This is a genomic window from Poseidonocella sp. HB161398 (assembly GCF_005870025.1).
In the GTDB taxonomy this organism is placed as follows: Bacteria; Pseudomonadota; Alphaproteobacteria; order Rhodobacterales; family Rhodobacteraceae; genus Mangrovicoccus.
In genome coordinates, this window is record NZ_VATA01000056.1 from 1 (window position 1) to 23,757 (window position 23,757).

At 70.0% G+C, this 23,757-nt stretch carries 21 protein-coding genes; 19 read left to right on the forward strand and 2 right to left on the reverse strand.

The annotated features are described in order from the left end of the window. Nucleotides 1–174: 174 nt before the first annotated feature. Complete coding sequence (locus FGX59_RS28375; protein WP_138470718.1) at nt 175–1,203, reverse strand: LacI family DNA-binding transcriptional regulator; 1,029 nt, start codon at nt 1,201–1,203, stop codon at nt 175–177. A gap of 275 nt (nt 1,204–1,478) precedes the next feature. Between FGX59_RS28375 and FGX59_RS28380 the strand changes: the two genes are divergently transcribed. The 3 genes from FGX59_RS28380 to FGX59_RS28390 are packed head-to-tail and all read left to right on the forward strand — an operon-like array spanning nt 1,479 to nt 5,316. After that, entirely contained in the window at nt 1,479–2,210 is a 732-nt protein-coding gene (locus FGX59_RS28380) for a gluconate 2-dehydrogenase subunit 3 family protein (protein WP_138470720.1), read from the forward strand. A 13-nt stretch (nt 2,211–2,223) separates the two neighbouring features. After that, entirely contained in the window at nt 2,224–4,008 is a 1,785-nt protein-coding gene (locus FGX59_RS28385) for a GMC family oxidoreductase (protein ID WP_138470722.1), read from the forward strand. 3 nt (nt 4,009–4,011) lie between these two features. Then, nucleotides 4,012–5,316 carry a cytochrome c gene (locus tag FGX59_RS28390; protein ID WP_138470724.1) on the forward strand — a complete coding sequence of 435 codons (1,305 nt, stop codon included), beginning with the start codon at nt 4,012–4,014 and terminating at the stop codon, nt 5,314–5,316. A 48-nt stretch (nt 5,317–5,364) separates the two neighbouring features. Here FGX59_RS28390 and FGX59_RS28395 read toward each other — a convergent pair whose 3' ends face one another. Beyond that, a complete protein-coding gene (locus FGX59_RS28395) occupies nt 5,365–6,129 on the reverse strand; it encodes a DeoR/GlpR family DNA-binding transcription regulator (protein WP_138470726.1) in 765 nt (254 codons plus the stop codon). Nucleotides 6,130–6,404: 275 nt separating this feature from the next. Between FGX59_RS28395 and FGX59_RS28400 the strand changes: the two genes are divergently transcribed. The 16 genes from FGX59_RS28400 (at nt 6,405) to FGX59_RS28475 (ending at nt 23,755) form a co-directional block, all read left to right on the forward strand. Continuing rightward, nucleotides 6,405–7,193: an inositol monophosphatase family protein gene (locus FGX59_RS28400; protein WP_138470728.1), complete on the forward strand. Its 789-nt coding sequence runs from the start codon at nt 6,405–6,407 to the stop codon at nt 7,191–7,193. Nucleotides 7,194–7,243: 50 nt separating this feature from the next. Continuing rightward, on the forward strand, nt 7,244–8,824 hold the full coding sequence (locus tag FGX59_RS28405; RefSeq protein ID WP_240722783.1) for an ABC transporter substrate-binding protein: 1,581 nt from the start codon (nt 7,244–7,246) through the stop codon (nt 8,822–8,824). Between the two features lie 59 nt (nt 8,825–8,883). After that, nucleotides 8,884–9,864, forward strand: a complete 981-nt coding sequence (locus FGX59_RS28410) for an ABC transporter permease (protein ID WP_138470730.1) — start codon at nt 8,884–8,886, stop codon at nt 9,862–9,864. Further along, complete coding sequence (locus FGX59_RS28415) at nt 9,864–10,778, forward strand: ABC transporter permease (RefSeq protein WP_138470732.1); 915 nt, start codon at nt 9,864–9,866, stop codon at nt 10,776–10,778. The genes FGX59_RS28410 and FGX59_RS28415 overlap by 1 nt, the downstream gene beginning before the upstream one ends. A gap of 1 nt (nt 10,779) precedes the next feature. After that, a complete protein-coding gene (locus FGX59_RS28420; protein ID WP_138470734.1) occupies nt 10,780–12,639 on the forward strand; it encodes an ABC transporter ATP-binding protein in 1,860 nt (619 codons plus the stop codon). Continuing rightward, the gene (locus FGX59_RS28425; protein WP_138470736.1) at nt 12,632–13,909 is read left to right on the forward strand and encodes a Zn-dependent hydrolase; all 1,278 of its coding nucleotides are present in this window, start codon (nt 12,632–12,634) and stop codon (nt 13,907–13,909) included. The genes FGX59_RS28420 and FGX59_RS28425 overlap by 8 nt, the downstream gene beginning before the upstream one ends. After that, on the forward strand, nt 13,906–14,859 hold the full coding sequence (locus FGX59_RS28430; protein WP_138470737.1) for a phosphotransferase family protein: 954 nt from the start codon (nt 13,906–13,908) through the stop codon (nt 14,857–14,859). The genes FGX59_RS28425 and FGX59_RS28430 overlap by 4 nt, the downstream gene beginning before the upstream one ends. Next, on the forward strand, nt 14,856–15,791 hold the full coding sequence (locus tag FGX59_RS28435) for a choline/ethanolamine kinase family protein (protein ID WP_138470739.1): 936 nt from the start codon (nt 14,856–14,858) through the stop codon (nt 15,789–15,791). The genes FGX59_RS28430 and FGX59_RS28435 overlap by 4 nt, the downstream gene beginning before the upstream one ends. A 10-nt stretch (nt 15,792–15,801) precedes the next feature. After that, entirely contained in the window at nt 15,802–17,181 is a 1,380-nt protein-coding gene (locus tag FGX59_RS28440) for an ethanolamine ammonia-lyase subunit EutB (RefSeq protein WP_138470741.1), read from the forward strand. After that, nucleotides 17,178–17,921, forward strand: coding sequence for an ethanolamine ammonia-lyase subunit EutC (gene eutC / locus FGX59_RS28445; protein WP_138470743.1), 744 nt, complete (start codon nt 17,178–17,180; stop codon nt 17,919–17,921). Before FGX59_RS28440 ends, eutC begins: the two co-directional genes overlap by 4 nt. 60 nt (nt 17,922–17,981) lie before the next feature. Continuing rightward, nucleotides 17,982–19,367, forward strand: coding sequence for an amidase (locus FGX59_RS28450; protein WP_138470745.1), 1,386 nt, complete (start codon nt 17,982–17,984; stop codon nt 19,365–19,367). Further along, the gene (locus tag FGX59_RS28455; RefSeq protein ID WP_138470747.1) at nt 19,364–20,329 is read left to right on the forward strand and encodes a phosphotransferase; all 966 of its coding nucleotides are present in this window, start codon (nt 19,364–19,366) and stop codon (nt 20,327–20,329) included. The genes FGX59_RS28450 and FGX59_RS28455 overlap by 4 nt, the downstream gene beginning before the upstream one ends. Next, a complete protein-coding gene (locus FGX59_RS28460; RefSeq protein ID WP_138470749.1) occupies nt 20,326–21,231 on the forward strand; it encodes a phosphotransferase in 906 nt (301 codons plus the stop codon). Before FGX59_RS28455 ends, FGX59_RS28460 begins: the two co-directional genes overlap by 4 nt. Beyond that, nucleotides 21,224–21,694, forward strand: a complete 471-nt coding sequence (locus tag FGX59_RS28465; RefSeq protein ID WP_171060871.1) for a DUF2938 family protein — start codon at nt 21,224–21,226, stop codon at nt 21,692–21,694. Before FGX59_RS28460 ends, FGX59_RS28465 begins: the two co-directional genes overlap by 8 nt. A 374-nt stretch (nt 21,695–22,068) precedes the next feature. Next, complete coding sequence (gene dctP / locus FGX59_RS28470) at nt 22,069–23,142, forward strand: TRAP transporter substrate-binding protein DctP (RefSeq protein ID WP_138470753.1); 1,074 nt, start codon at nt 22,069–22,071, stop codon at nt 23,140–23,142. A gap of 52 nt (nt 23,143–23,194) precedes the next feature. Further along, nucleotides 23,195–23,755 carry a TRAP transporter small permease gene (locus tag FGX59_RS28475; RefSeq protein ID WP_171060872.1) on the forward strand — a complete coding sequence of 187 codons (561 nt, stop codon included), beginning with the start codon at nt 23,195–23,197 and terminating at the stop codon, nt 23,753–23,755. The last annotated feature ends 2 nt before the right edge of the window (nt 23,756–23,757 follow it).

Below are 23,757 nucleotides of genomic sequence, written 5' to 3' on the forward strand. Positions count from 1 at the left end.
GGCCGCTTCTTCCACGGGCTCTTCACCAGCCCGCTCTCCACCGTGCTCTTCATCGCCGTCGTCCTGATCTTCGTGTCGCAGACGCCGCTCTGGCGCAATCCCTTCCGGATGGCGCAGGGCGTGCGGGAAAAGCACAGCTGAGCAGGGCCCGGCGGAAAGCCGGGGAGGGCGGCCTCAGGCGTTTTCTTTCAGCAGGATGCGGAAGGGCAGGGTCTCGGCCGGGGCAGAGGCGGAGGCGGCGCCGTTCAGCAGCGCCTCGAGCCGGGCGACGGCCACCGGCACCGCCTCGGCGGCCGGATGGGCCAGCACCACGTCGAGCCCGCCATCGGCCAGGGCCAGGCGCGCGCGCTGCGTCGCCTCGAGCGCGACCGTCACCGGGCGCGGACCGGCGCAGCTGCCGAGCCCGGCCAGCAGCCCGTCCACCCCGCCGCCGCAGAGGAAGATCCCGCCCGGCGGCTGCTCCATCGCCATCAGCTGGCGAGCGATCTCGGCGGCGCGCTGGTCCTCCTCGCCGGTGAAGCGGGTGGGCAGGATCTCGGTGCCGGGCATCTCCGCCTGGGCATAGGCGCGGAAGCCCGCCTCGGCGGTCTGCTGGCAGCGGAACAGCCGGTGCCCCGAGATCACCGCGATCCGCTCCAGCGGGCGGGCGGGCAGCCGGTCGAGGAACCACCCGGCGCTGCGGCCGATCTGCCAGTCGCTGGCGCCGACGAAGCCCGCCGCCGCGCCGGCCGAGACCTCGCTGAGCAGCGGCAGGACCGGCACGCCGGCCCCGGCCAGATCGGCGATGGCGCGGTTGACCAGCGGATGGTCCACCGCCACGCAGGCCACCGCGTCGCATTCGGCCCCGAGCTTGCGCAGCGCCGCGGCCACTTCGGCCGGTTCCAGCCCGGGCGCCCGCGCCAGCACGGCCTCGCCCGCGACGCGCCGCAGCGCAGCGGCTTCGCGCATGAAAGCGTCGCAGAGATCGTCGTAGAAGAGCCGGTCGAAGGCCGGGACCAGCAGGCCGAATTTCCGCCGCGCCGCCGTGCGGCCGAGATGGCGCCGGATCGAGCCCGTGGCGTAGAAGTCCATTTGCTCGGCGATTTGAAGCACATGCTCCACCGTGGCCCGCTTCACCCCGCCGCGGCCGGAGAGGATGCGTTCGACAGTCGAGACGCTGAGCCCGGATTCGCGGGCGAGATCGGCGATGGTGTGGCGGGGCATGGGACGGGTCCGGATTGCTTTGCTGCTGCAGCATTAGTGCCGTCGGCGGCCAAGGGGAAGGGGGCGTTCACGAAGCGGCGAGCGCGCCTTCAGCAAAACCGGTCAGCATGAGGGGTTTCGCGGATGAAGGCAGGTTTCGTCCGGGCAGCGGCTTGTGCCGACCCCTCGGGCGGCCCTACCGCGGCGGCGCGAACGGAACGCGATGCGACAGGCGGTCCCGGCGGCCCGGAGGGCCGCGCGGCGGCGCCCGGCGCCCAGTCCAAGGAGATGACGAGATGAACCGCAGAGAAGCGCTGTTCTCGCTGGGGGCTGCGGCGGCCTCCACCGGGCTCGCCGCGACCGGCCGGGCTGCCGAGATCAAGGGCATGCCCGAGGCCACCCAGATGAGCGCCGACCACCTGCCGGTCCCGGCCCGCCAGGGCGGCGCCTTCCGCGTGCTGACCGACGAGACCGACCAGAAGACGCTGGCGGCGGTCTTCGACCGGCTGATTCCGGCCGACGGCAACGGCCCTTCGGCGACCGAGGCGGGCTGCCTCGATTTCGTCGACGACCAGCTGTCGCGCGACTACGGCGCGGGCAAGGCGCTCTATCTCGAAGGGCCGCTGAACCGCGAGAACGAGGAGGCGATCATGGGATCGCCGCAATTCCTGGCCACCCCGCGCGAGCGCTACGCCGCCGGGCTGAAGGCGCTGGACGCCTATGCCCAGAAGACCGACGGCGCCGCCTTCCACGCGCTGTCGCCGGGCCGGATCGACGAGATCCTGACCGGGCTCGAGGCCGGCGAGATCGACCTGGGTGCCGACGTGAACGGCCAGGCCTTCTTCGAGCTGATGCTGCAGAACGTGCGCGAGGGCTACCTGGCCGACCCGCTCTATGGCGGCAACCGCGACATGGCGGGCTGGAAGATGATCGGCTTCCCCGGCGCGCGCTATGACTACCGCCCCTATATCGACCGCCGCGGCGAGGACCTGGCCCTCGCCCCCGTGTCGCTGATCCCGCAGGACTGAGAGGACGACCCAGATGGCGAATGAACGCCCCAAGGCAGATGTCGTGATCGTCGGACTCGGCTGGGCCGGCTCCGTCATGGCCGAGGAACTGACCCGCGCGGGCCTGAATGTCGTCGCGATCGAGCGCGGCGCCTGGCGCGACACCTCGACCGACTTCCCCCCGGCCGTCGACCCTGACGAGCTGCGCTGGCACACCCGCCGCGAGCTGCTGCAGCCGATGAGCGTGGAGACCACCACCTTCCGCAACACCTCCGCCCAGACCGCGGCCCCGGTGCGCAACTGGAACGCCTTCCAGTTCGGCTGGAATGTCGGCGGCGCGGGCACCCACTGGGCCGGCATGTCCTGGCGCTTCCTGCCCTGGGACTTCGAAGTCGCCGGCAGGACGGCGGAACGCTACGGCCAGGCGAAGCTCGACGGGCTGATGGCCGAAGGGCTGATGCTGCAGGACTGGGGCGTCACCTACGAGGAGATGGCGCCGTTCTACGACCGCTTCGAGCGGATCGCGGGCACCTCGGGCAAGGCCGGCAATCTCAACGGCCAGGCAATGCCCGGCGGCAATGTCTTCGAGGGCCCGCGCGAGCGCGACTATCCCACGCCGGAGCTGAAGGACACGCACTGGATGCGGATGTACCGCGAGACGGCCGAGGGCATGGGCTACCATCCCTTCACCATCCCCGCGGGCAATATCAGCCAGGCCTACGTGAACCCGCTGGGCGTCGCGATGGGGCCCTGCACCTATTGCGGCTTCTGCGATTTCCACGGTTGCGGCAACTTCTCGAAATCCTCGCCCCAGGCCTGCATCCTGCCGGCGCTGATGCGCCGCCCGAACTTCACCGTGCTGACCGAGACCGAGGTCCTGCACGCGGTGAAGCACGAGGACGGCAAGACGGTGACGGGCGTGAAATTCGTCACCCGCGACGGACAGGAGGGCTTCCAGCCCGCCGATATCGTCTGCATCACCGCCTACCAGATGGACAATGTCCGGCTGATGCTGCTCTCGGGCATCGGCGAGCAGTACGATCCGGTCAGCCAGCAGGGCACGGTCGGGCGGAACTACAGCTACCAGACCTGCTCTTCGGTCACCGGCTTCTTCTCGGGGGCCAAGATGAACCCGTTCATCGGCGGCGGCGCGCTCGGCGTGCAGATCGACGATTTCAACGGCGACAACTTCGACCACGCGGAACTGGACTTCATCGGCGGCGCCGGGATCATGGGCTATTCGACCAATGGCCGCCCGATCGCCAACATGAACGGCATCCGCCCGGGCTCCAAGCGCTGGGGCTCGGAGTGGAAGGAGGCCTATGCGCGCGACTACCAGGAGGTGGCCAACATCTTCTGCCAGGGCACCTCGATGCCCGCGCGCGACGCCTACCTGTCGCTCGATCCTACCTATACGGACCGCCACGGCCAGCCGCTGCTGCGCCTGACCTTCGACTGGAACCGCAACGACAAGTCGATGATCGAGCATGCCACCGGCAAGGCGATCGAGATCATGAAGGAAGCCGGCGGCGAGGACCTGATGGTCGACAACCAGGCCGAAGCCTCCTGGAACCCCTACAAGCAGCACAGCTCGCACACGATCGGCGGGCTGGTGATGGGCGCGGATCCGGCGACCTCGGCGCTGAACCCCTACCTGCAGAGCTGGGACTGCCACAACGTCTTCTCGGTCGGGGCCTCGGCCTTCCCGAACAATGGCGGCTACAACCCGACCCTGACGGTCGGCGCGCTGGCCGTCCGCGCGGCGCGGGCGATCCACGAGACCTATGTCAACAATCCCGGACCGCTGGTGGAGGCCTGATCCATGGCAAACTGGAAGAAGATCGGCACCGGCGTCGCCGTGCTGGCCGTCATTGCCGCGGCAGGCGCCGGCGGCTGGGCCTGGACCAAGCTGAACACCTCGCGCTCCTCCGTGGCCGATGACAGCGTCGCGCTGGCCGATTTCAAGGCCGATCCCGAGGCGGCGGCGCGCGGCGAATACGTGATGCGGCTGGGCGACTGCGCGGCCTGCCACACCAAGGGGCAGGGCGATTTCGCGGGCGGCTACGAGATCCACACGCCCTTCGGCATGCTCGTCTCCTCGAACATCACGCCCGACCGCGAGACCGGCATCGGCGCCATGACCGAGCGCGATTTCTTCGACGCGATGCGCCATGGCCGGGGCTCGGAGGGCATGCTCTATCCGGCGATGCCCTATACCGACTATGCCAAGCTGTCGGATGCGGACATGCATGACCTCTGGGCCTACATGTCCACCGTGGTGCCGGTCTCGAACGAGATCGACGAGAATGGCGGCATGGCCTTCCCCTACAACATCCGCCTGGCCATGGCCGGCTGGAACATGCTGTTCTTCGACAATTCCGGCTTCTCGCCGGACGCGTCGCAATCGGCGGAATGGAACCGCGGTGCCTATATCGTCGAGGGTCCGGGCCACTGCTCGGCCTGCCACACGCCGCGCAACGCGCTCGGCGCGGAGATCGGCGCGGCCCATATGCAGGGCGCCGAAGTCGATGGCTGGCACGCGCCCGAGATCACCTCGAACCCGCATGTCGGGCTGGGCGGCAGCTCGCTCGAGGATGTCGCGCGCTACCTGCAGACCGGCTCCGACGGGGTGGCCTTCGCGGCCGGCCCGATGGCCGAGGCGGTCGAGGATTCCACGCAGTACCTGAGCGACGAGGATGCCATGGCGGTGGCGACCTACCTGATGTCGCTGCCGGGCTCGGAGGCGCGCGCCTCGGCGCCGATGGCGCTGAACGCCTCGGCGGCGCTGGCCTACGAGGTCAACTGCTCGGCCTGCCACGGGCTCGAGGGCGAGGGGATCGACGGCCTGGCGCCGGGCTTCGCCGGCAATGGCGCGCTGCTCTCGGACAGCACGACCAACCCGGTGCGGGCGCTGCTGACCGGCGCGCGGGCGGCCCATACCGGCGTGCTGCCGACCGGGGCGGGGATGCCGTCCTTCGCCTGGAAGATGAACGATGCGCAGATCGCCGAAGTGCTCGACTTCATCCGCAACAGCTGGGGCAACTCGGCGGCGCCGGTGAAGGTCGAGGATGTCGCCAGCCTGCGCGAGGCGCTCGGCGCGCGCGAGAAGATCGCGGCGCCCGAATGAGGCAATCCCCGGGGCGGTCCGCCGCCCCGGGGGGCCGCTCCGCCGGGCTCAGCCCCGCGGGGAAAGCGCCGCGTAATGCGTCGTTCCGCGCGGCAGGTCGAACGGCTCGGCCAGCGCATCGGTGACCAGATGGTCGATCTCGTCGAGACGGCAGATCGAGACCCGGCTCTCCGTCTCCAGCTTCTCCGAATGGCACAGCATGATGCAGTTCTGCGAGCAGCGGATCATCGCCCGCGCGACCTCGGCCTCGTGCAGCTCGTAGCTGGTCGCGCCGCGCTGGCGGTCGACCGCCACCGGCGAGATCACCGCATGGTCGGCGCGGAACCGGTCGATCTCGGACAGGGTCATCTCGCCATAGGTCGCCGGCACGTCGGTATGCGGCCGCCCGCCCAGCAGCAGCGTGTCGCAATTCGCGCCCTTGACCATGATCGTCGCGATTTCCAGCGAATTGGTCATCACCCGGATATTGCCGCGCGCCGCCAGCGAGGCGGCGAAGGACGAGGTGGTCGTGCCGGCGTCGATGAAGCAGGTGGCGCCCTCGGGGATCAGCTCAAGCGCGGCGCGGCCGATCGCGTGCTTCTGCTCGGAGAACTGCGAGGCGCGCGCGGCGAAGGCCGGTTCCGGCTCCACCGAATGCGAGCCGACGGCGCCGCCATGGACGCGCTGCAAGAGCCCCGCCTCCTCCATCTCCAGGAGGTCGCGCCGCACGGTCTCGCGAGAGACGCTGAAACGCGAGGCGAGGATATGCGCCGAGACCTTGCCGTCCTGGCTGAGCAGGGCGAGGATCTCCGCCTGGCGTTCATGTGACCACATTGCCGTCTCCTTCTGACATCCCCTCCTTGCGGGCCGTCCCGGGGAAAGTCCACATGGAATGTGGCTTTGCGTGGCATTTCTGGCGGTTCTCCGGCGCAGACGCCACAATCCATCTGCGATCTCGCCTGTTTGCGTGCCATTTTGTGGGATTCTGCGCTGAATTTTCCGGCGGAATGTGTAAATGCGTGGAAATGGCTGTGTCTTTGCGTGTTTTTTGCTGCTGATTCTGCGGTTATGGGCCAAAGCTTCCTCAAAAGCGCAGGATATGACACAGAATGACAACTACCCCGGAGACCGACCTGGCAGCCGATGTGGCAGACGGCGCGCGCAAGATGGCGCTGAGCTACTTCCGCAAGCCGCTGGCCGTCGATGACAAGCCCGACAGTTCGCCGGTGACGGTCGCCGACCGCGAGATCGAGGCCTATATGCGCGCCTGCATCGCCGCGGCCTTCCCTGCCCATGGCATCTTCGGCGAGGAGCAGGATCCCGAGCGGCTCGACGCCTCCGAGATCTGGGTGGTCGATCCGATCGACGGCACGAAGTCCTTTGTCACCGGCCATCCGCTCTTCGGCAACCTGATGGCCTTCCTGCGCGACGGCCGCCCGGTGATGGGCCAGATCGAGATGCCCGCCCTCGGCGAGCGCTGGCAGGGGACGAAGGGCCAGCCGACGCTGTTCAACGGCGCGCCCTGCCGCACCAGCGCCTGCACCGATCCCGCCGAGGCGCTGGCCTATACCACCGACCCGCTGCTCTTCGCCGGGGACGACCGCGCCGTCTTCGACATGCTGGCCGCCTCGGTGCGGCTGCTGCGCTTCGGCGGCGACTGCTACAATTACGGGCTTCTCGCCTCGGGCCATTGCGACCTGGTGCTGGAGATCGGCCTGCAGCCCTATGACTACCTGCCGCTGGTGCAGGTGATCGAGGGCGCGGGCGGGGTCATCACCGACTGGGACGGCAGGCCCCTGGGCCTCGGCTCGCGCGGCGACGTGCTGGCCTCGGCCACGCCCGAGCTGCATGACCGCATGCTGGCCCGGCTCGCCGAGCGCGCGCCGGTCCCGGCCTGACGACACGAATAACCAACCAAGAAAACCAGTTCCCGACAGGAGAGTTTACAGTGCTGAACAGACGGTCCTTCCTGAACTATGCCGGCATGGCGGGCGCGGGCGTCCTCATGAACCGCGTCAATCCCGATTTCTTCATTGGCACCGCCCGTGCCGATGTCACCAAGCCGATGACGTTCCTGTCGGCCGAGAACATCACCGGCAACTGGGATCCGACGGCGCATACCACGCTGTCCCAGACCACCATCCAGGGCTTCGTCATGGGCTACCTGGCGCGCGCGCCGATGCGCCCCGAGGACCCGCAGGCGATGGAGATGGAGCTGGCCACCGAGTTGAACCTGCTCGACGCGCACCGCTTCGAGATCAAGCTGCGCGAAGGCATCACCTTCCATGACGGCAAGCCCTTCACCGCCGAGGACGTCAAGGCGACCTTCGAATACGGCGCCCAGCCGGACCGTCCGGCGCAGTGGTATCCGGGCCCGACCGACAGCTTCGAGGTGACGACGCCCGACGACTACACCGTCATCGTCGACACCACCAAGGGCGGCTACGGCGCCCACATGTTCTACTTCCTGACCGCCTATCTGCCGATCATGTCCGCCAAGGACATCGCCGAGGGCCCGAAGGGCGCGCTGACCCAGCGGCTGAACGGCACCGGCCCGTTCAAGTTCGTCGAGCAGCGCGGCAACGACACCGTCATGGAGGCCAATGGCGACTACTGGAAGGGCGAGGTCACCGTCCCGGGCGTGGTCTATTCCTTCGTCGGCGACGCCACCACGCGGATGCTGTCGCTGCTGAACGGCCAGGCCGACGTCATCGAGCGCCTGGAGCCCGAGCAGCTGGAGACGCTGATGGGCAATGACGAGATCAAGCTCTCGAAGCTGGTCTCGGTCGAGAACAAGTACCTGTGGTTCCGCTGCTCGAAGCCGCCCTTCGACAACCCGCTGGTCCGCAAGGCGGCCGCCCATGCCATCGACCGCGAGCTGCTGCTCGAGGTGCTGGGCGATGCCGGTGCGCCGAACTCGAACTTCATCTCGCCGATCAAGTTCGGCTATGTCGAGCTCGACAACTACCCCGAATACGATCCCGACGAATGCCAGCGCCTGCTGGCCGAGGCGGGCTACCCGAACGGCGAGGGCCTGCCCGAGCTGGAATACATCACCTCCACCGGCTTCTACCCGAAGACCAAGGAATACGGCGAGGTGATCACCGCGCTCCTGCAGGAGCAGGGCTTCCCGGTGACGCTGAACGTCATGGAGGTCGCGGCCTGGAACGAGCGGCTCTACGACCGTCCGGGCGGCGGCCCCGGCCACATGATCGACTGCGGCTGGATGGCCGGCTCGCCCGAGCCCGACCTGGTGCTGCGCACGCATTTCCACTCCAGCTCCAAGCGGATCTGCGGCATCGAGGATGCCGAGATCGACGCGGCGCTGGATGCGGAGCGCAACGCGCCCTCGCTCGAGGCCCGCGAGCAGGAGCTGGCCACCAACCTGATGCCGCTGCTCGCGGACAAGGTGCCGGCGCTGTCGCTCTTCACCTCGGTGATGATCCACGCGATGCGCGCCCAGTATGACGGGCTCTTCATCTATGCCGACGGGCTGATGGACGCGTCGAAGGTGACCTCCGCCTCCTGATCCGCTCCCCGGGGCGGCGGCCACGCCGCCCCGTCTCCACCGCCCCGGAAGGGACCGCCATGTTCATTCTCCGTTTCCTGCTGCGCCGTCTTGCCCAGGGCGCGCTGATCATCTTCCTCGTCTCCGCGCTGATCTTCACGCTGCTGCGCGTGGTGCCCGGCGACCCCGTGCGGCTGATGGCCGGCGGCATGGCGCCCGAGGCGCTGATCGAAGAGATCGCCACCGAGATGGGCCTGCGCGACCCGATCCCGGTGCAGTTCACCCGCTACATGTCCGGCGTCGTCCAGGGCGACCTGGGCCAGTCCTTCGTCCGCCCGGCCAACGGCGCCGCGGTCGGCGGCGCCAGCTTCGACGACAGCACCCGCTCGGCCCGCGCCGAGGTCTGGGACCTGATCGCCGAGACCGCGCCGAAGACCATCCAGCTGGCCTGCCTCGCCATGGTCTTCGCGCTGATGATCGCCATTCCCATCGGCGTCTGGGGCGGGCTGCATCCCGGAGGCTGGCCGGACCGGATCGCGCTCTACTGCAGTTCCGTCTTCGTCTCGCTGCCGAATTTCTGGCTCGGCATCATTCTGGCGCTGCTGCTCAGCGTGAAGCTGAAGCTGCTCCCGGCGATCGGCTATGGCGGCTTCGCCTGGACGATCCTGCCCGCGCTGGTCCTCGCGATCGAGATCGCGCCCTTCATCATCCGCTCGCTCACCGTCTCGGTGGCGCAGATCATGGGGCAGAACTTCATCGACATCGCCGGGGTCCGCGGGCTGTCGCGCAACCAGATCATCTTCCGCCACGGCGCCAAGAACGCGGCCGTGCCGCTCCTGAACCTGCTCGGCGTGCAGTTCTCCATGCTGCTCGGCGGGGTGCTCGTGGTCGAGTTCATCTTCGACTATCCGGGGCTCGGCCTCCTGACGATCAACGCCGTGATGCAGCGCGACTTCCCGCTGATCCAGGGCATCGCCATCGTCACCGCCGCCGCCTTCGTCCTGATCAACATCGTGGTCGACCTCCTGTCCACCCTCATCGATCCGAGGCTCGAATACTGATGACCAGCATCGACACCCTTGCCGCTCCGGGCGGCCGCCGCGCCGAAGCCCGGTCGATCTCCTCGCGGATCTGGCGGCTCGCCTTCGCTTCCGTCGAGTTCCGCATCGGCCTGATCGTCTTCGCCGTCCTGCTCTTCGCGGCGCTGCTCTATCCCGAGCTGTCGGGCATCGACCCGACCAAGATGAACATCCGCGCCAAGATGACCCCGCCGCTCTTCATGGGCGAGGATTGGAGCTGGGCGCATCCGCTGGGCACCGACCAGCTGGGGCGCGACATGCTGGCCCGCAGCCTCGTCGGCCTGCGCTACTCGATCCTGATCGGCGTCACCACCACGGTGCTGATGCTGGCGGTCGGCGCGCTGATCGGGCTGGTCGCGGGCTATTACGGCAAGTCGATCGACACGGTGCTGATGCGCCTGACCGACGCGCAGCTCTCGATCCCGATGATCATCCTGGCGATCACCATCCTCGGCGTCTCGCGGCCCACGATCCCGTCGATCATCCTGGTGCTCGGCCTGGCCGGCTGGCCGGTCTATGCAAGGGTCATGCGCTCGACCATCATGGCCGAGCGGAAGAAGGAATACGTCCGCGGCGCGATGGTGCTGGGCGCCACCGACTTCCGCATCATGGTCCTGCTGCTCCTGCCGCTGGTCCTGCCGCCGATGGCCTTCGTCGCCGTGCTCGACGTCGCGCGGATGATGATCTTCGAAAGCGTGCTGGGCTTCCTCGGCCTCGGCGTGCAGCCGCCGACCCCGACCTTCGGCAACATCATCGCCGACGGCCGCAAGTACCTGCTGAACGCCTGGTGGATCGCCACCATGCCCGGCATCTTCCTCTGCCTGACGCTGACCAGCATCAACCTGATGGGCGCTTCGCTGGAGCGGGCCCGCAACACGATCTACGGAGGCGCGTGACATGGACGGCACCAATACCGCAACCCCGCTTCTCGAGGTCTCGGGCCTCTCGGTCGGGGCGGTGACCCCCGAGGGCACGACGCCGATCCTCGAGGACGTCTCCTTCAGCCTCCGCCCGCGCGAGATCCTCTCGGTGATCGGCGAAAGCGGCGCGGGCAAGACCGTGCTGGCGCGCACCCTGGCCAGCTGGCTGTCGGATCCGCTCAAGGTCACCGGCGGGACGATCCGCTTCCGCGGCACCGACCTGGTCAATGACACGGCCGCGGCGCGAAAGCTCGCCGGGCGCGAGATCGCCTATGTCGGCGGCAACCCGGCAGGCGCGCTCGACCCGACCATGACGGTCGGCGCGCAGCTGGTCGAGAAGCTCCGCGCGGTCCGCCCCGAGGTCTCGGGCGCCGCGGCGAAGCAGAAGGCGATCGAGCTTCTCGACGCGGTGCGCATCCCCTCGGCCGCGCAGCGCTTCCATGAATACCCGTTCCAGTATTCCGGCGGGATGATGCAGCGGGTGATGATCGTCGACGCGCTGATCTCGGATCCGGCGCTCTTGATCGCCGACAACATCACCCAGCCGCTCGACGTGACCGTGGCCGCGCAGATCCTCAAGCTGATGCGCGACCTGACCGGGCGGTTCGACACCGCGGTCCTGTTCATCTGCTCCTCGCTGCCGGTCGCCTGCGACGCCTCCGACGAGGTGCTGGTCCTCAACAAGGGCCGCGTGGTCGAGCGCCAGACCCCCGAGGCGCTGGTCGCCTCGCCGCAGCACGCCTATACCAGCCAGCTGATCCGCGAGCTGCCGAAGCTCTGGGACACGGCTGCCGCGGCGCCGAAGGAAGAGCGCGGCGAAGCGCGGCCGATCATGTCGGTCCGCGGCGTCGCCAAGCACTACACCGCCAAGAACCGCGCCCAGGGCGGCACCTCGGTGGTGCAGGCGGTGCGCAATGTCGAATTCGACGTCTTCCAGGGCGACAATTTCGGCCTGGTGGGGGAATCCGGCTGCGGCAAGTCCTCGCTGATGCGGCTGCTGACCGGGCTGGAACGTCCCGATGCCGGCACGATCCTGTTCGAGGGCGAGGATATCGGCTCCGCCCGTCCGGCGCGGATCCGCGAGCTGCGCCGCAAGTTCCAGCTGGTGCTGCAGGATCCCTACGGCTCGCTGCCGCCGCAGAAATCCATCGGCGCGATCCTCGAGGAGCCGTTGAAGATCCACCGCATCGGCGACCGGAAGGAGCGCCGCGAGCGCGCCCGTTCGGTGATGTCCGAGGTGGGCCTGCCGGAGGCGCTCTACGAGGAGCTGCCGAACGGGCTTTCCGCCGGGCAGCGCCAGCGCCTGAACGTCGCCCGCGCCATGACGCTGGAGCCGCGGCTGCTGATCATGGACGAGACGCTCTCGGCGCTCGACCAGACCGAGCAGCACAAGATGCTCGACCTCTTCGAGCGGCTGCAGGCCCAGCACGGCTTCACCTACATCTTCATCTCGCACGACCTCGCGATGGTGCGCCGCGTCTGCTCGCGCATCGCGGTGATGTATCTCGGCGAGACCGTCGAGGTGGCGCCGAACGACCGGCTGTTCTTCGATCCCGGCCATCCCTACAGCCGCGCGCTGCTCTCTGCCGCGCCGACGCTGGAGGAGCGGCGCTATGATCCCAAGGACTGCCTGCTCGAGGGCGAGCCGCCGAGCCCGATCGACCTGCCGCCCGGCTGCGCCTTCGCCAGCCGCTGCCCGCAGGCCTTCGACCGCTGCCGCGGCGAGAATCCGGGCCTGACCGCCCGTGGCGGCCGCGCGCTGGCCGCCTGCTTCCTGAACCCGCGCCGGGGCGAGGATGCCCCGTCCATGACGACACCGGAGACGACCCATGCCTGACACCCTCCAACGCGCCGGCTTCGACGCAGCCCTGTTCGAGCGCCTGATGGCGAAGGTCTCGGAATTCGGCGCGACCGCCCTGGGCGGCGTCGACCGCATGGCGCTGACCGATGATCACAAGGCCGCCCGCGAGTGGTTCATGGCCGAGATGGCCTCCCGCGGCTACACCGTGCTGGTCGACGCGATCGGCAATGTCTTCGGCCGGATCGACCTGGCCGGCGGCAATGCCCGCACGGTGATGGTCGGCTCGCATCTCGACAGCCAGCCCTTGGGCGGGCGCTTCGACGGCGCCTATGGCGTGATCGCGGCCCTGACTGCGGTCGAAAGCTACCGCGCCCACTGCGCCGCCACCGGCATCGAGCCGCAATGCAACTTCGTCATCGCCGACTGGATGAACGAGGAGGGCGCGCGGTTCCAGCCCTCGCTGCTGGGCTCTTCGGTCTTCGCCGAGATGCTCGATCTCGACTTCGCGCTGGCGCGCACCGACCGCGAGGGCCGCAGCGTCGGCGACGAGCTGAAGCGCACCGGCTTCGACGGGACGGACAAGGTCGGCATCCCGGATGTCTACCTGGAATTCCACATCGAGGGCGACGACAAGATGGAGAAGGCCGGCACCCGCATCGCGCCTTTCCGCCGCCACTGGGGCGCGCTGAAGGTCAAGATCGAGGTGACCGGCCAGCAGAACCACACCGGCCCGACCCCGATGGAGGACCGCCGCGACGCCGTCCTGGGCGCCGCCTATATCATCGCCGAGGTGCGCCGCCTTGCCGATACCGCGCCGGACACGCTTTTCTCCTCCGTCGCCCGCGTCGACATCTCGCCGAACTCGCCGAATATCGTGCCGGGCAAGGCCGTGCTCTTCGCCGAGCTGCGCGCGCCCGAGGCGGCGACGCTCGACTGGGCCGAGACGGGCCTGAAGGACGCGCTGCCGGGGCTGGCGGCGAAGGCCGCCACCGAAGCCGGGATCGTCTCGATCGACCGCCGCCCGGCGGGCAAGTTCGACACCCGGCTGATCCAGCTGGCCGAGGAAGGCGCCGACCGCCTGGGCCTGGCGCGGATGGATCTGGACACGATCGGCGGGCATGACGCGATCCCGGTGCTGACCCGCTGCCCGGCCATCGTCGTCGCGGTGCCCTCGGTCGGCGGCGTCATCCACCGCCATGACGAGTTCACCAAGCCCGAGGATCTGGCCGCGGGCGGCGAGGTGCTTGTCGACATGATCCGCCGCATCGACGCCGCGGCGGGCGATCTCGACCAGGCCGTGGCATGACGGAGGCGCTGGTTTCCCCCGGAGGGCTCGCCGCCCTCCTCGCCGCCGCGCGGCCCGATCTGGCAGGGGCGCCCATGGCGCCCGGCCCGGCCGCGCTGGCTTCGCCGAGCTATCTCGGCCTCGACAGCGCCTCGGCGCGGATCGCCGCGCCAGAAGGCGGGCTCTTCCTCAAGGTGATCCATCCGGAGATGCGCGGCCGCTACGATCTGGGCGCGGCGATGCAGCTTGCCGCCGGGGCGGGCGCGCTCGGCGCCGGGCCCGAGGTGCTCTGGTCGGATGCGGAGGCCGGGGCCATCCTGATGCGCGATCCCGGCCCGGACTGGCAATCGGCCAAGCAGGACCGGCTGCAGGACGGGGGCTTCGTCGCCGCGGCCATGGCGCAGATGCGCGTGCTGCACGGCGCGGCGCCGCTGGCGCACCGCTTCGACCCTTTCGCCGCCATCGACCGGACCGTGGCCGAGGCGGCGGCGGGCGATGTCGCGCTGCCGCAGGATGCCGGCTGGGTTCTGGCGCTGGTCGAAACGCTGCGCGCGCCGCTGATGGCCGCGCCGGTCGCGCCCTGCCGCAATGACGGCTCGGCCTCGAACCTGCTGGCGGGCCCCGGCGCGGCCGACGTGCTGCTGGTCGACTACGACCGGGCGGGGATGAACGACCCGATGTACGACCTCGGGGTGCTGCTGGCCGAGATCACCGATTTCGAGGCCGGCATGGTCGCCCCGGCCGGAGCCTATATGGGCGCCTTCGACGCGCAGGGCTTTGCCCGGGCGCGGCTCTGGTCGATCGTCGACGACGTGATGCACGCCTTCGAGGCGCGGGTCGCGGGCGCGCGCTCGGTCCGGGGGGGCATCGAATGGCTGAAATATTCCGAATGGCGGATCATGCGCGCGCGGCTCGGCCTGCGCCATCCGCAATTCGAGGAGAAGATCCGCATCATCGGGGGCGACACATGAAAACGCTGGGAGAGGCGCAATCGCCGGAAGAGCGCCAGCTGGAATCCGCCATCCTCGAGGCGCCGCTCTTCGCGGGCGGGCAGGGCGCGCGCTATGCCCCGGTCTCGGGCGGGATCAGCAATTCGAACTGGCGCGTGGCGCTTGCGGGCGGGCGCGACTACTTCGTCAAGCTGCCCGGCAACGGCACCGAGATGTTCATCGACCGCAAGGCGGCGCTCGACGCGTCGCAGAAGGCCGCGGCCGCGGGGCTGGGCCCGGCGGTCTATGACGACCTCGCCCATCACGGCATCGAGATCAACGACTTCATCCCCGACCGGCGGCCCTCGACCCATAGCGACTTCGCCGCGCGCGACCTGCGGATGGAGGCGATGGCGGCCTATGGCAGGATGCACGGCCTGCCCGCGCTGGGGCTGACCAAGACCGTCTTCGACATGATCGACGAGCACAAGGCGCAGATGGCCGAGCTCGGCGCGCCGCAATACCGCGACGCCGCCTGGATCGAGCTGAACGACCGGCTGGCGCGCGAGGCGCTGACAGCCTCCGGCCTCGACCTGGTGCCCTCCTTCAACGATCCGATGCCGGGCAATTTCATGATCGGCCAGGACCGCTCGATCATGCTGATCGACTACGAATACGCCTCGATGAACGACCGCTGCTACGATCTGGGCATCTGGTTCGGCGAAATGTTCTTCACGCCCGAGCAGGAGGCCGAGATGATCGAGGAGTATTTCGGCCGCGTCACGCCGCAGCTCGTCGCCCGGGTCACCATCCACAAGGCGCTGGCCGACGTGAAATGGGGCTACTGGTCGATGGTGCAGCTGATGGTCTCGCGGCTGGATTTCGACTTCTACAAATACGGCACCTGGAAGCTGATGCGCTTCCGCACGATCACCGGCGACCCGTCCTGGGCCACCCATCTGCGCAACGCCTGAGGAACCCCGAATGCCCGTCTACAGCGCCTCCGCCGGGGGCGAGACCTACCGTTTCGGCTCGCTCGCCCGGCTGATGGCAGCGGCCACGCCGCGCCGCTCGGGCGACGAGCTTGCCGGAATCGCCGCCGCCTCCGAGGGCGAGCGGGTCGCGGCGCGCTACGCGCTGGCCGACCTGCCGCTGGCGGAATTCCTCAACGAGGCGCTGGTGCCCTACGAGACCGACGAGGTCACGCGGCTGATCCTCGACAGCCATGACCGCCGCGCCTTCGCGCCGGTGGCGGCGATGACCGTGGGCGACCTGCGCGACTGGCTCCTGTCGGAGGCCGCGGACACGGCGGCGCTGGCGCGGCTGGCGCCGGGGCTGACCCCCGAGATGGCCGCCGCGGTCTCGAAGCTGATGCGCAACCAGGATCTGGTCGGCGTGGCGCGCAAGATCGAGGTGGTCAGCCGCTTCCGCACGACGCTGGGGCTGAAGGGGCGGATCGCCACGCGGCTGCAGCCGAACCACCCGGCCGACGACCTGGCGGGGATCGCGGTGGCGGTGCTCGACGGGCTGCTGCAGGGCACGGGCGACGCGGTGATCGGCATCAACCCGGCCTCCGACAGCATCGCCAACTGCACCGGCATCCTCGAGGCGCTGGACCGGCTGCGGCAGGATTTCGCCATGCCGATGCAGAGCTGCGTGCTGACCCATGTCACCAACACGATCAAGATCATCGAGGCGGGCGGGCCGGTCGATCTGCCCTTCCAGTCGATCGCCGGGACCGAGGCGGCCAATGCCGGCTTCGGCGTCGACCTGGCCGTGCTGGCCGAGGCCAATGACGCCGCGCGCAGCCTGAAGCGCGGCACGGTCGGCGACAACGTGATGTATTTCGAGACCGGCCAGGGCGCGCCGCTCTCGGCGGATGCGCATCACGGCGTCGACCAGCAGACGCTGGAGGCGCGCGCCTATGGCGTCGCCCGCGCCTATGACCCGTTCCTGGTCAATACCGTGGTGGGCTTCATCGGGCCCGAATACCTCTATGACGGCAAGCAGGTGATCCGCGCCGCGCTGGAGGACCATTTCTGCGGCAAGCTCCTCGGCCTGCCGATGGGGGTCGACGTGTGCTACACCAACCATGTGGAAGCCGACCAGGACGACATGGACACGCTGATGACGCTCCTGGCCGCGGCCGGGGTGAATTTCGTCATCTGCGTGCCGGGGGCCGATGACGTGATGCTGAGCTACCAGACGCTGGCCTTCGAGGATGCCGCCTGGCTGCGCCGGGTCTTCGGCCTGCGCCCGGCGCCGGAATTCGAGGACTGGCTGGCGGCGATGGATCTGGGCCCGGCGCGGCAGGCGCTGCCCGATCTGTCGGGGCTGGCCGGACGCATGGGGATCCCGGCATGACGAACGAGATCGGCAGCTTCGCCGGACGGCTGCGGGCGCTGACGCCCGCGCGGGTGCGGCTCGACCCCCGCGGCGGGGCGGCGCCGCTTTCGGCGGTGCTCGACTTCCAGGCCAGCCATGCCCGCGCCCGCGACGCGATCCGCCAGCCGGTCGACTGGGCGGCGGTGAAGGCCGGGCTCGGCGACCGGCCGCTCCTCGAGCTCGAAAGCCGCGCGCCGGACCGCGACACCTATCTGCGCCGCCCCGATCTGGGCCGCCGCCTGTCGCCGGAAAGCCTGGCGCGGGTGCCGCAGGCCAAGCCGGACCTGGCTGTGGTCATTGCCGACGGGCTCTCGGGTTTTGCCGTCGCGCATCACGCCGCGGCGATGGTGGCGGCGCTGGAGGCGGCCCTGCCGGAGACGGATCTGGGTCCCGTGGCGCTGGTCCGCCAGGGCCGGGTGGCGATCGGCGACGAGATCGCCCAGGCGATGGGCGCGCCGCTCTGCCTCATGCTGATCGGCGAGCGGCCGGGGCTCTCGGTCTCCGACAGCCTCGGCGCCTACCTGACCTGGGCGCCGCGCATCGGCACGCCCGACAGCGCGCGCAACTGCGTGTCGAACATCCATGGCAAGGGCGGGCTGAGCCACCGCGCAGCGGCGGAGCTGATCGCCTATCTGGCAGGGCGCGCCCGCGAGATCGGCGCGACCGGCGTGGCATTGAAGGACGAACGCGGGCAGGCAGCGCTGCCGTCCGCGGAGTGAAGTGACCGAAGCGGCCAGAGAGCCGCGCAGGAACGTGACCAGAGGAAGGGGCGGACACCCATGTGGAAACTCAGCGCAACCGAGCTGATCGAGGCCTACCGCGCCGGGACGCTGTCGCCGGTCGATGTCATGCGCTGCACGCTCGAGCGGGCGGCAGAGCTCAACCCGGCGATCAACGCGCTCTACGATATCGACGCCGAGGGCGCGATGGCGGCGGCAGAGGCCTCGGCGGCCCGCTGGAAAGCGGGCGCGCCGATGGGGCCGCTCGACGGGGTGCCCTGCATCGTCAAGGACTCGATCGCGGTGAAGGGCATGCGCATGCTGCGCGGGCTCGCCGCGCGTCATGATGCCGGGCCCGATGCCGAAGACAGCCCGCCCGCCGCGCGGCTGCGCGAGGCCGGGGCGATCCTTTTCGCCAAGTCGACCATGCCCGACATGGGTTTCCTCGGCTCGGGGCTGAGCTCGGGCCATGGCGTGACCCGCAACCCCTGGGATCTGTCGCTGAATACCGGCGGCTCCTCGGCGGGCTCCGCCGCTGCCGTGGCGGCCGGGATCGCGCCCATCGCCATCGGCAGCGATGTCGGCGGCTCGGTGCGCCTGCCTGCCTCGCATTGCGGGCTGGTGGCGCTGAAGCCGACCGCGGGGGTGATCCCGCATCTGCCCTATAGCCGCGACCGCGTTGCCGGGCCGATCACCCGCACCGTGGCCGATGCCGTGCTGCTGATGTCGGTGCTGTCGCAGCCCGACCCGGAAGCCTTCGAGCCCGGCGCCGAGATGCCCGCCGCGCTGGCGCCGCTCGATCTGGCGGGCAAGCGCATCGGCCTGCTGCTCTCGGTCGGCGACGGACCTGCAGTGGCGCCGGAGGTCGAGGCGCTGATCCGCGGCGCGGCGGAGGTCTTCCGCGGCCTCGGCGCCCGGGTCGAGGAGATGCCCGCGCCGCTGGATTTCCCCTTCCTGCGCAAGCTCTCCGCCTATTTCTCGGTCAAGGCCGCGGGCGAGCGCGCCGCGCTGCCCGAAGACCGCCGCGGCCAGATGCTGCCCGTGCTGACTGCCTGCTGCGATGCGGGCGAGGCGATGACGGCGCTCGACTTCGCCTCGGCCATGTCGACCGTCGACAAGGCGCAGCGGCTCTTCGCGCGGGCCTGCGAAGGCTACGATTTCGTGCTGGCGCCGACCATGCCGATGGCGAACTACCCGGCCGAGGCGGCGGGCGCCGATCCGGCGCATCCGCATGACCATGTCGGCTTCACCGCGCTGCTCAACCAGTCCGGCCAACCCGGCGCGACGCTGCCCTGCGGCTTCGCCGGCAGCTCGCCGGTCGGGCTGCAGCTGATCGGGCCCGCGGGCGGCGACATCGCGCTGCTCGCCGCCGCGGCGGCCTTCGAGGCGGCGCAGGGCGCAGGCGCGGCCTTCCCGGCACTGGCCGAAGCGGCGGTGCCCGCATGAGGGCGGCGGCCGATCCCTTCGCGGAGGGCTCCCGCGCGCGCCACGCCGCCGTGCTGGCGCGGTTCGAGGCGGGCGCGCCGGTGCCGCCCCTGGCAATGCCGTCGCATTCCGGGCTCGATGCCCGGGTCAGCTTCGCCACCTGCGGCAGCCGCGCGGTGGCGGTGAAGACCTTCCATCGCGGCGCGCTGGGGCAGGCGGGCTTCGCGGGCGCCGCCGAGGGCCATGCGCTGGCCTCGGAGAGCGGGCTCGGCCCGCAGCTGCTCGCGGCCGAGCCCGGTTCGGCGACGCTGGTCACCGAGCGGCTGGACGCGGGCTGGCGCCCGGCGATGGTGCCCGATTTCGTCACCGGCGGCAGGCTCGGCGATCTGCTGGCGGCGCTGAAGCGCTGGCATGGCGCGGGCAAGGTGACGGCGGTCAGCGATCCGCGCGCGGAATTCGCGGCGCTGGCCGAGGTCGCCGCGGCGCCGGGCATGCTGGCGCTCCCGGCCACGGCCGGGATGGGGCTGGCGCAGCTCGGCGACTGGGTCGCGCGGATCTGCGACGCGCTCGAGGCCGTGCCGGGCGAACCGGTGCTGCTCCATGGCGAGCTGATGGTCTCGAATGTGCTGCTCGGCCCCGAGGGCGGGCTGAGGCTCGTCGATTTCGACCGTGCGGCGATGGGCGATCCCTGGCGCGACCTCGCCTCGCTGGCGCTCGAGCTCTGCGTCGACGATGCCGATCGCGGCGCGCTGCTGGCTGCCTGGCTGGGCCGCGCCGCCACGCCGGCCGAGCTGGCGCGGCTGAAGCTGATGTCGCTGGCCGAGGATGCGATCTGGGGGCTCTGGGCGATCGCCGGCGAGGCCGCGGAGGACCGCGGGGGGCCCGAGCTCTACAAATACGCCTGCAACCGGCTGGTCCGGCTGCGGCTCCACCTGTCGCTCTTCGACATGGCGCAGCTCTTCGGGGAGGTCCGCGGGACATGACCGGCATTCACGAGGCCATTGCCGCCGTCCCGCATTTCGCCGGGCGCCAGATGCAGGCCCACCGCATCAATGGCGGGATCACCAATATCAACTGGCGCGTGGTCGACGATGCCACGGGCGAGACCTTCTTCGTCAAGCTCCACGGCGCCGGGACCGAGGCCTTCATCGACCGCGCCACGGCGAAGATCGCGGGCGAGATCGCGGCCGGGCGCGGGGTCGGCCCGCAGGTGATCCACTATGACGCCGCTGCCGGGATCGAGGTGCACGAATTCCTCGAGGGCTTCCGCAGCTGCGGCCTTCATGACGTGCAGGACGACACCGTGCGGGGCGGGATCATGGCGGCCTACAAGGGCGTGCATGACAGCCTGCGGCTGGAGGCGGCCAATACCGGCCTGTCGCAATTCGAGGATTTCGCCGCCAAGGTCGCCGGTTGCGGCGCGCTGCTGCCGCGCGACGCGGAGCATCTGGTCTGGAACGGCCGCCGCGCCGCGCGGGCGATCGAGGCCGCGGGGGTGGAGCTGAAGGGCTGCTACAACGACAGCTACATCTCCAACTACATGCGCGACGATGCCGGGCGGATCCGGATCATCGACTGGGAATACGCGGCGATGAACGATCCCTACTGGGACATCGCCATGTTCGGGATCGAGAGCTTCTTCGACGACCGCAGGGGCGTGGCGTCGCTCCTGGAGATGTACGAGGGCGCGGCGCGGACCGAGACGGTGGCGCGGACCTATCTCTATGTCGGGATGGCGATGGTGCGCTGGGGCTTCTGGGCGGTCTACCAGAGCGTCAATTCCGACGTGCCCTTCGATTTCGCCAAGTATTCGCGGCTGCTCCTGCTGCGCGGGCGGCGGCAGATGCTCTCGCCCGACTGGGACTGGGCGCTCGGCCATGTCTGACCTGCCCGTCTTCCTCGTCTGGGGGATCGCCGCGACGGCGTTCTCCGATCTGTGGCAGCGCGCGGCGATGCGGCTCTGCGGCCAGCCCGCGCCCGGCTGGGGCTCTGTCGGCCGCTGGGTCCTGGGCTTCGCCGAGGGGCGCTTCGTCGATGCAGAGCTGAAATCCCGGCCCGCGAAGCCGGGCGAAGACGCCGCGGGCTGGGCCTTCCACTATGTCGTGGGGGCGGGCTACGGGCTGCTCTACGGGCTCGCGCTGGCGCTTTTCGGCCTCCCGTCCTCCTTCTGGGCGGCGATCCTCTTCGGCTTCGTCACCCTGGCCGGGCCGATGCTGCTGATGAAGCCGGCCATGGGCGGTGGCCTCTTCGGCCTGAAGGCGTCCAATCCCTGGCCGGGCCTCGCCAAGACGGTCTCGGCGCATGTCTCCTTCGGCCTCGGGCTCTGGATCGCCGCCGCGCTGATCTGAGCGCGGCGCTGCCGAAATCTGCAACTCCCGGGCCCGGCCGCGTGCCGGGCCGCGGGCTCTGGCGCCTGGAAGCTGGCCGAATCCCCAGGAAATGCGGGCAGGGCAGTGTGGGCGGCCGCGCGGCGCCTGTCCCGTCCGCCGCGGCCCGGCACGAAATGTGCAACTTTTTTTCGCCTTTTCTCCATTCAGGAATGCCCGCTTTTCTGTGACCTTCCCGACGGGGCGCGGCACCAGAGGAGACCGTCCGCATCCCGGGAGGACCGTTCCGGCGGACAATCTGGCCATGCCGACCGCGCCCCGGCGCGGACCGCCCTCGGGCGGCGGGCAGGGCCGTGCCGGCGCGCCTCCCTCCAGACGGAGACAGGGAGGATACCATGACACGCGACACGACACTTGCCCCGGCCGGGCTTGCCCTGATGGCAGCGGCAGCGATGGGAACGGCACTGGCGGCTGGGCTGCCCTCGGCCGCGCAGGCGGCGGAGGTGGAGGGGCCCAAGGTCCGCTGGCTGGTCTCGCTCTGGGGCGCGCGGCGCGGCTTCACCGAAGGCGTCGAGGGGCTGAAGGACTATCTCGCCGAGAAGACCGACGGCCGGTTCGAGCTGTCGCTGGAATATGGCGGCGTGCTGTCGGACCCGAAGGAGAATATCGACGGGCTGCAGCTGGGCGCCTTCGAGGCGGCCACGATCTGCCCCTACTACCACCCCGAGAAGACGCCGGCCTCGATGGGGATGAGCCTCGCCTTCCTGCCGCTTCCCGATTTCGCGGCGCAGATCCGCGCCTATGACGCCTTTCTCGCCCATCCGGCGGTGCAGGGCGAATGGGCGAAGTGGAACGCCGTGCCGCTGATGTCGGCGCTGATGCCGAATTACGAGGTGATGGGCCGCGGCGAGGCGCCGGTGGCGGCGGCCGACTGGGACGGGCTGCGGGTCAATGCCTCGGCCGGGCATGCGGTTCTGATGGAGGCGCTCGGCGCGGTGCCCTCGACCATGCCGGCCCCCGATCTCTACACCTCGCTGGAGCGCGGCGTGATCGACGGCATCGTCTATCCCTATACCTACGCCTTCGTCGCCTACCGCTTCCACGAGCTTTCGGACTGGGTGACCGACAGCTGGAACCTGGGCACGATCCAGTGCACCGTCGCGGCCGGCAAGGACGCCTGGGAGGCGCTGCCCGGCCAGTACAAGGCGCTGATGGCCGAGGCGATCCCGGAGGCCTATGCCCGCCAGATCGCCGCCTATGCCGAGATCGACGCCGCGAACGAGGCGCTGTTCGAGGAGCAGGACCTGGCGCGCATCCCGATCACCCCCGAGATCCGCGCCGGGCTCGACGCCGCCGCGCAGCCGAGCTGGCAGGCCTGGATCGACGACATGACCGGCCGCGGCTATCCCGGCCAGGAGCTCTTCGACATCCTCGTCGCCGGCGCCGCCGATGCCCAGCCTGGCCAGTAACCGCACGGCCGGGGCCGCGATCCGGCCCCGCCCCGCAGAGGAGCCGTCCCGGATGCGCAGCCTCATTGAACAGGCGGACCGGGCGCTCGGCCGGGTGGAGCGGCTGGCGGCGCTGGTCGCCGGCATCCTGATCCTGGCGCTGATGGCGCTGGTCTGCGCCGAGGTGCTGGGCCGGGGGATCCTGAACCACGCGATCCGCGGCTCGATCGACATCGTCGAGCAGCTGATGGTCGCGCTGGTGACGCTGGGCGTGTCGTATTGCCAGAGCCATTTCGGCAATGTCCGCATGACGCTGGTCAGCGACCGGCTGAAGGGCCGCGCGAAATGGGCGGGCGAGATCTTCGCGCTCTCGGTCGCGCTCTTCGTGACGGTGGTTCTGGCCAAGGGCAGCTGGCTGAACTTCCAGCGCGCCTGGGGCAATGGCGGCGACACGCCCGAGCTCGGCATCCCGCTCTGGCCCGGCATCCTGCTTGTCACCCTGTCGCTGGCGCTCCTGGCGCTGCGGCTGGCGCTGCAATGGGCCGAGGCGCTGCGGCTGATGCTCCGGAACGGCGACGGCTCGCGCATCTTCGGGCATCCGGCGGATGCCATCGAGACAACCCCCTACGAGTGAGG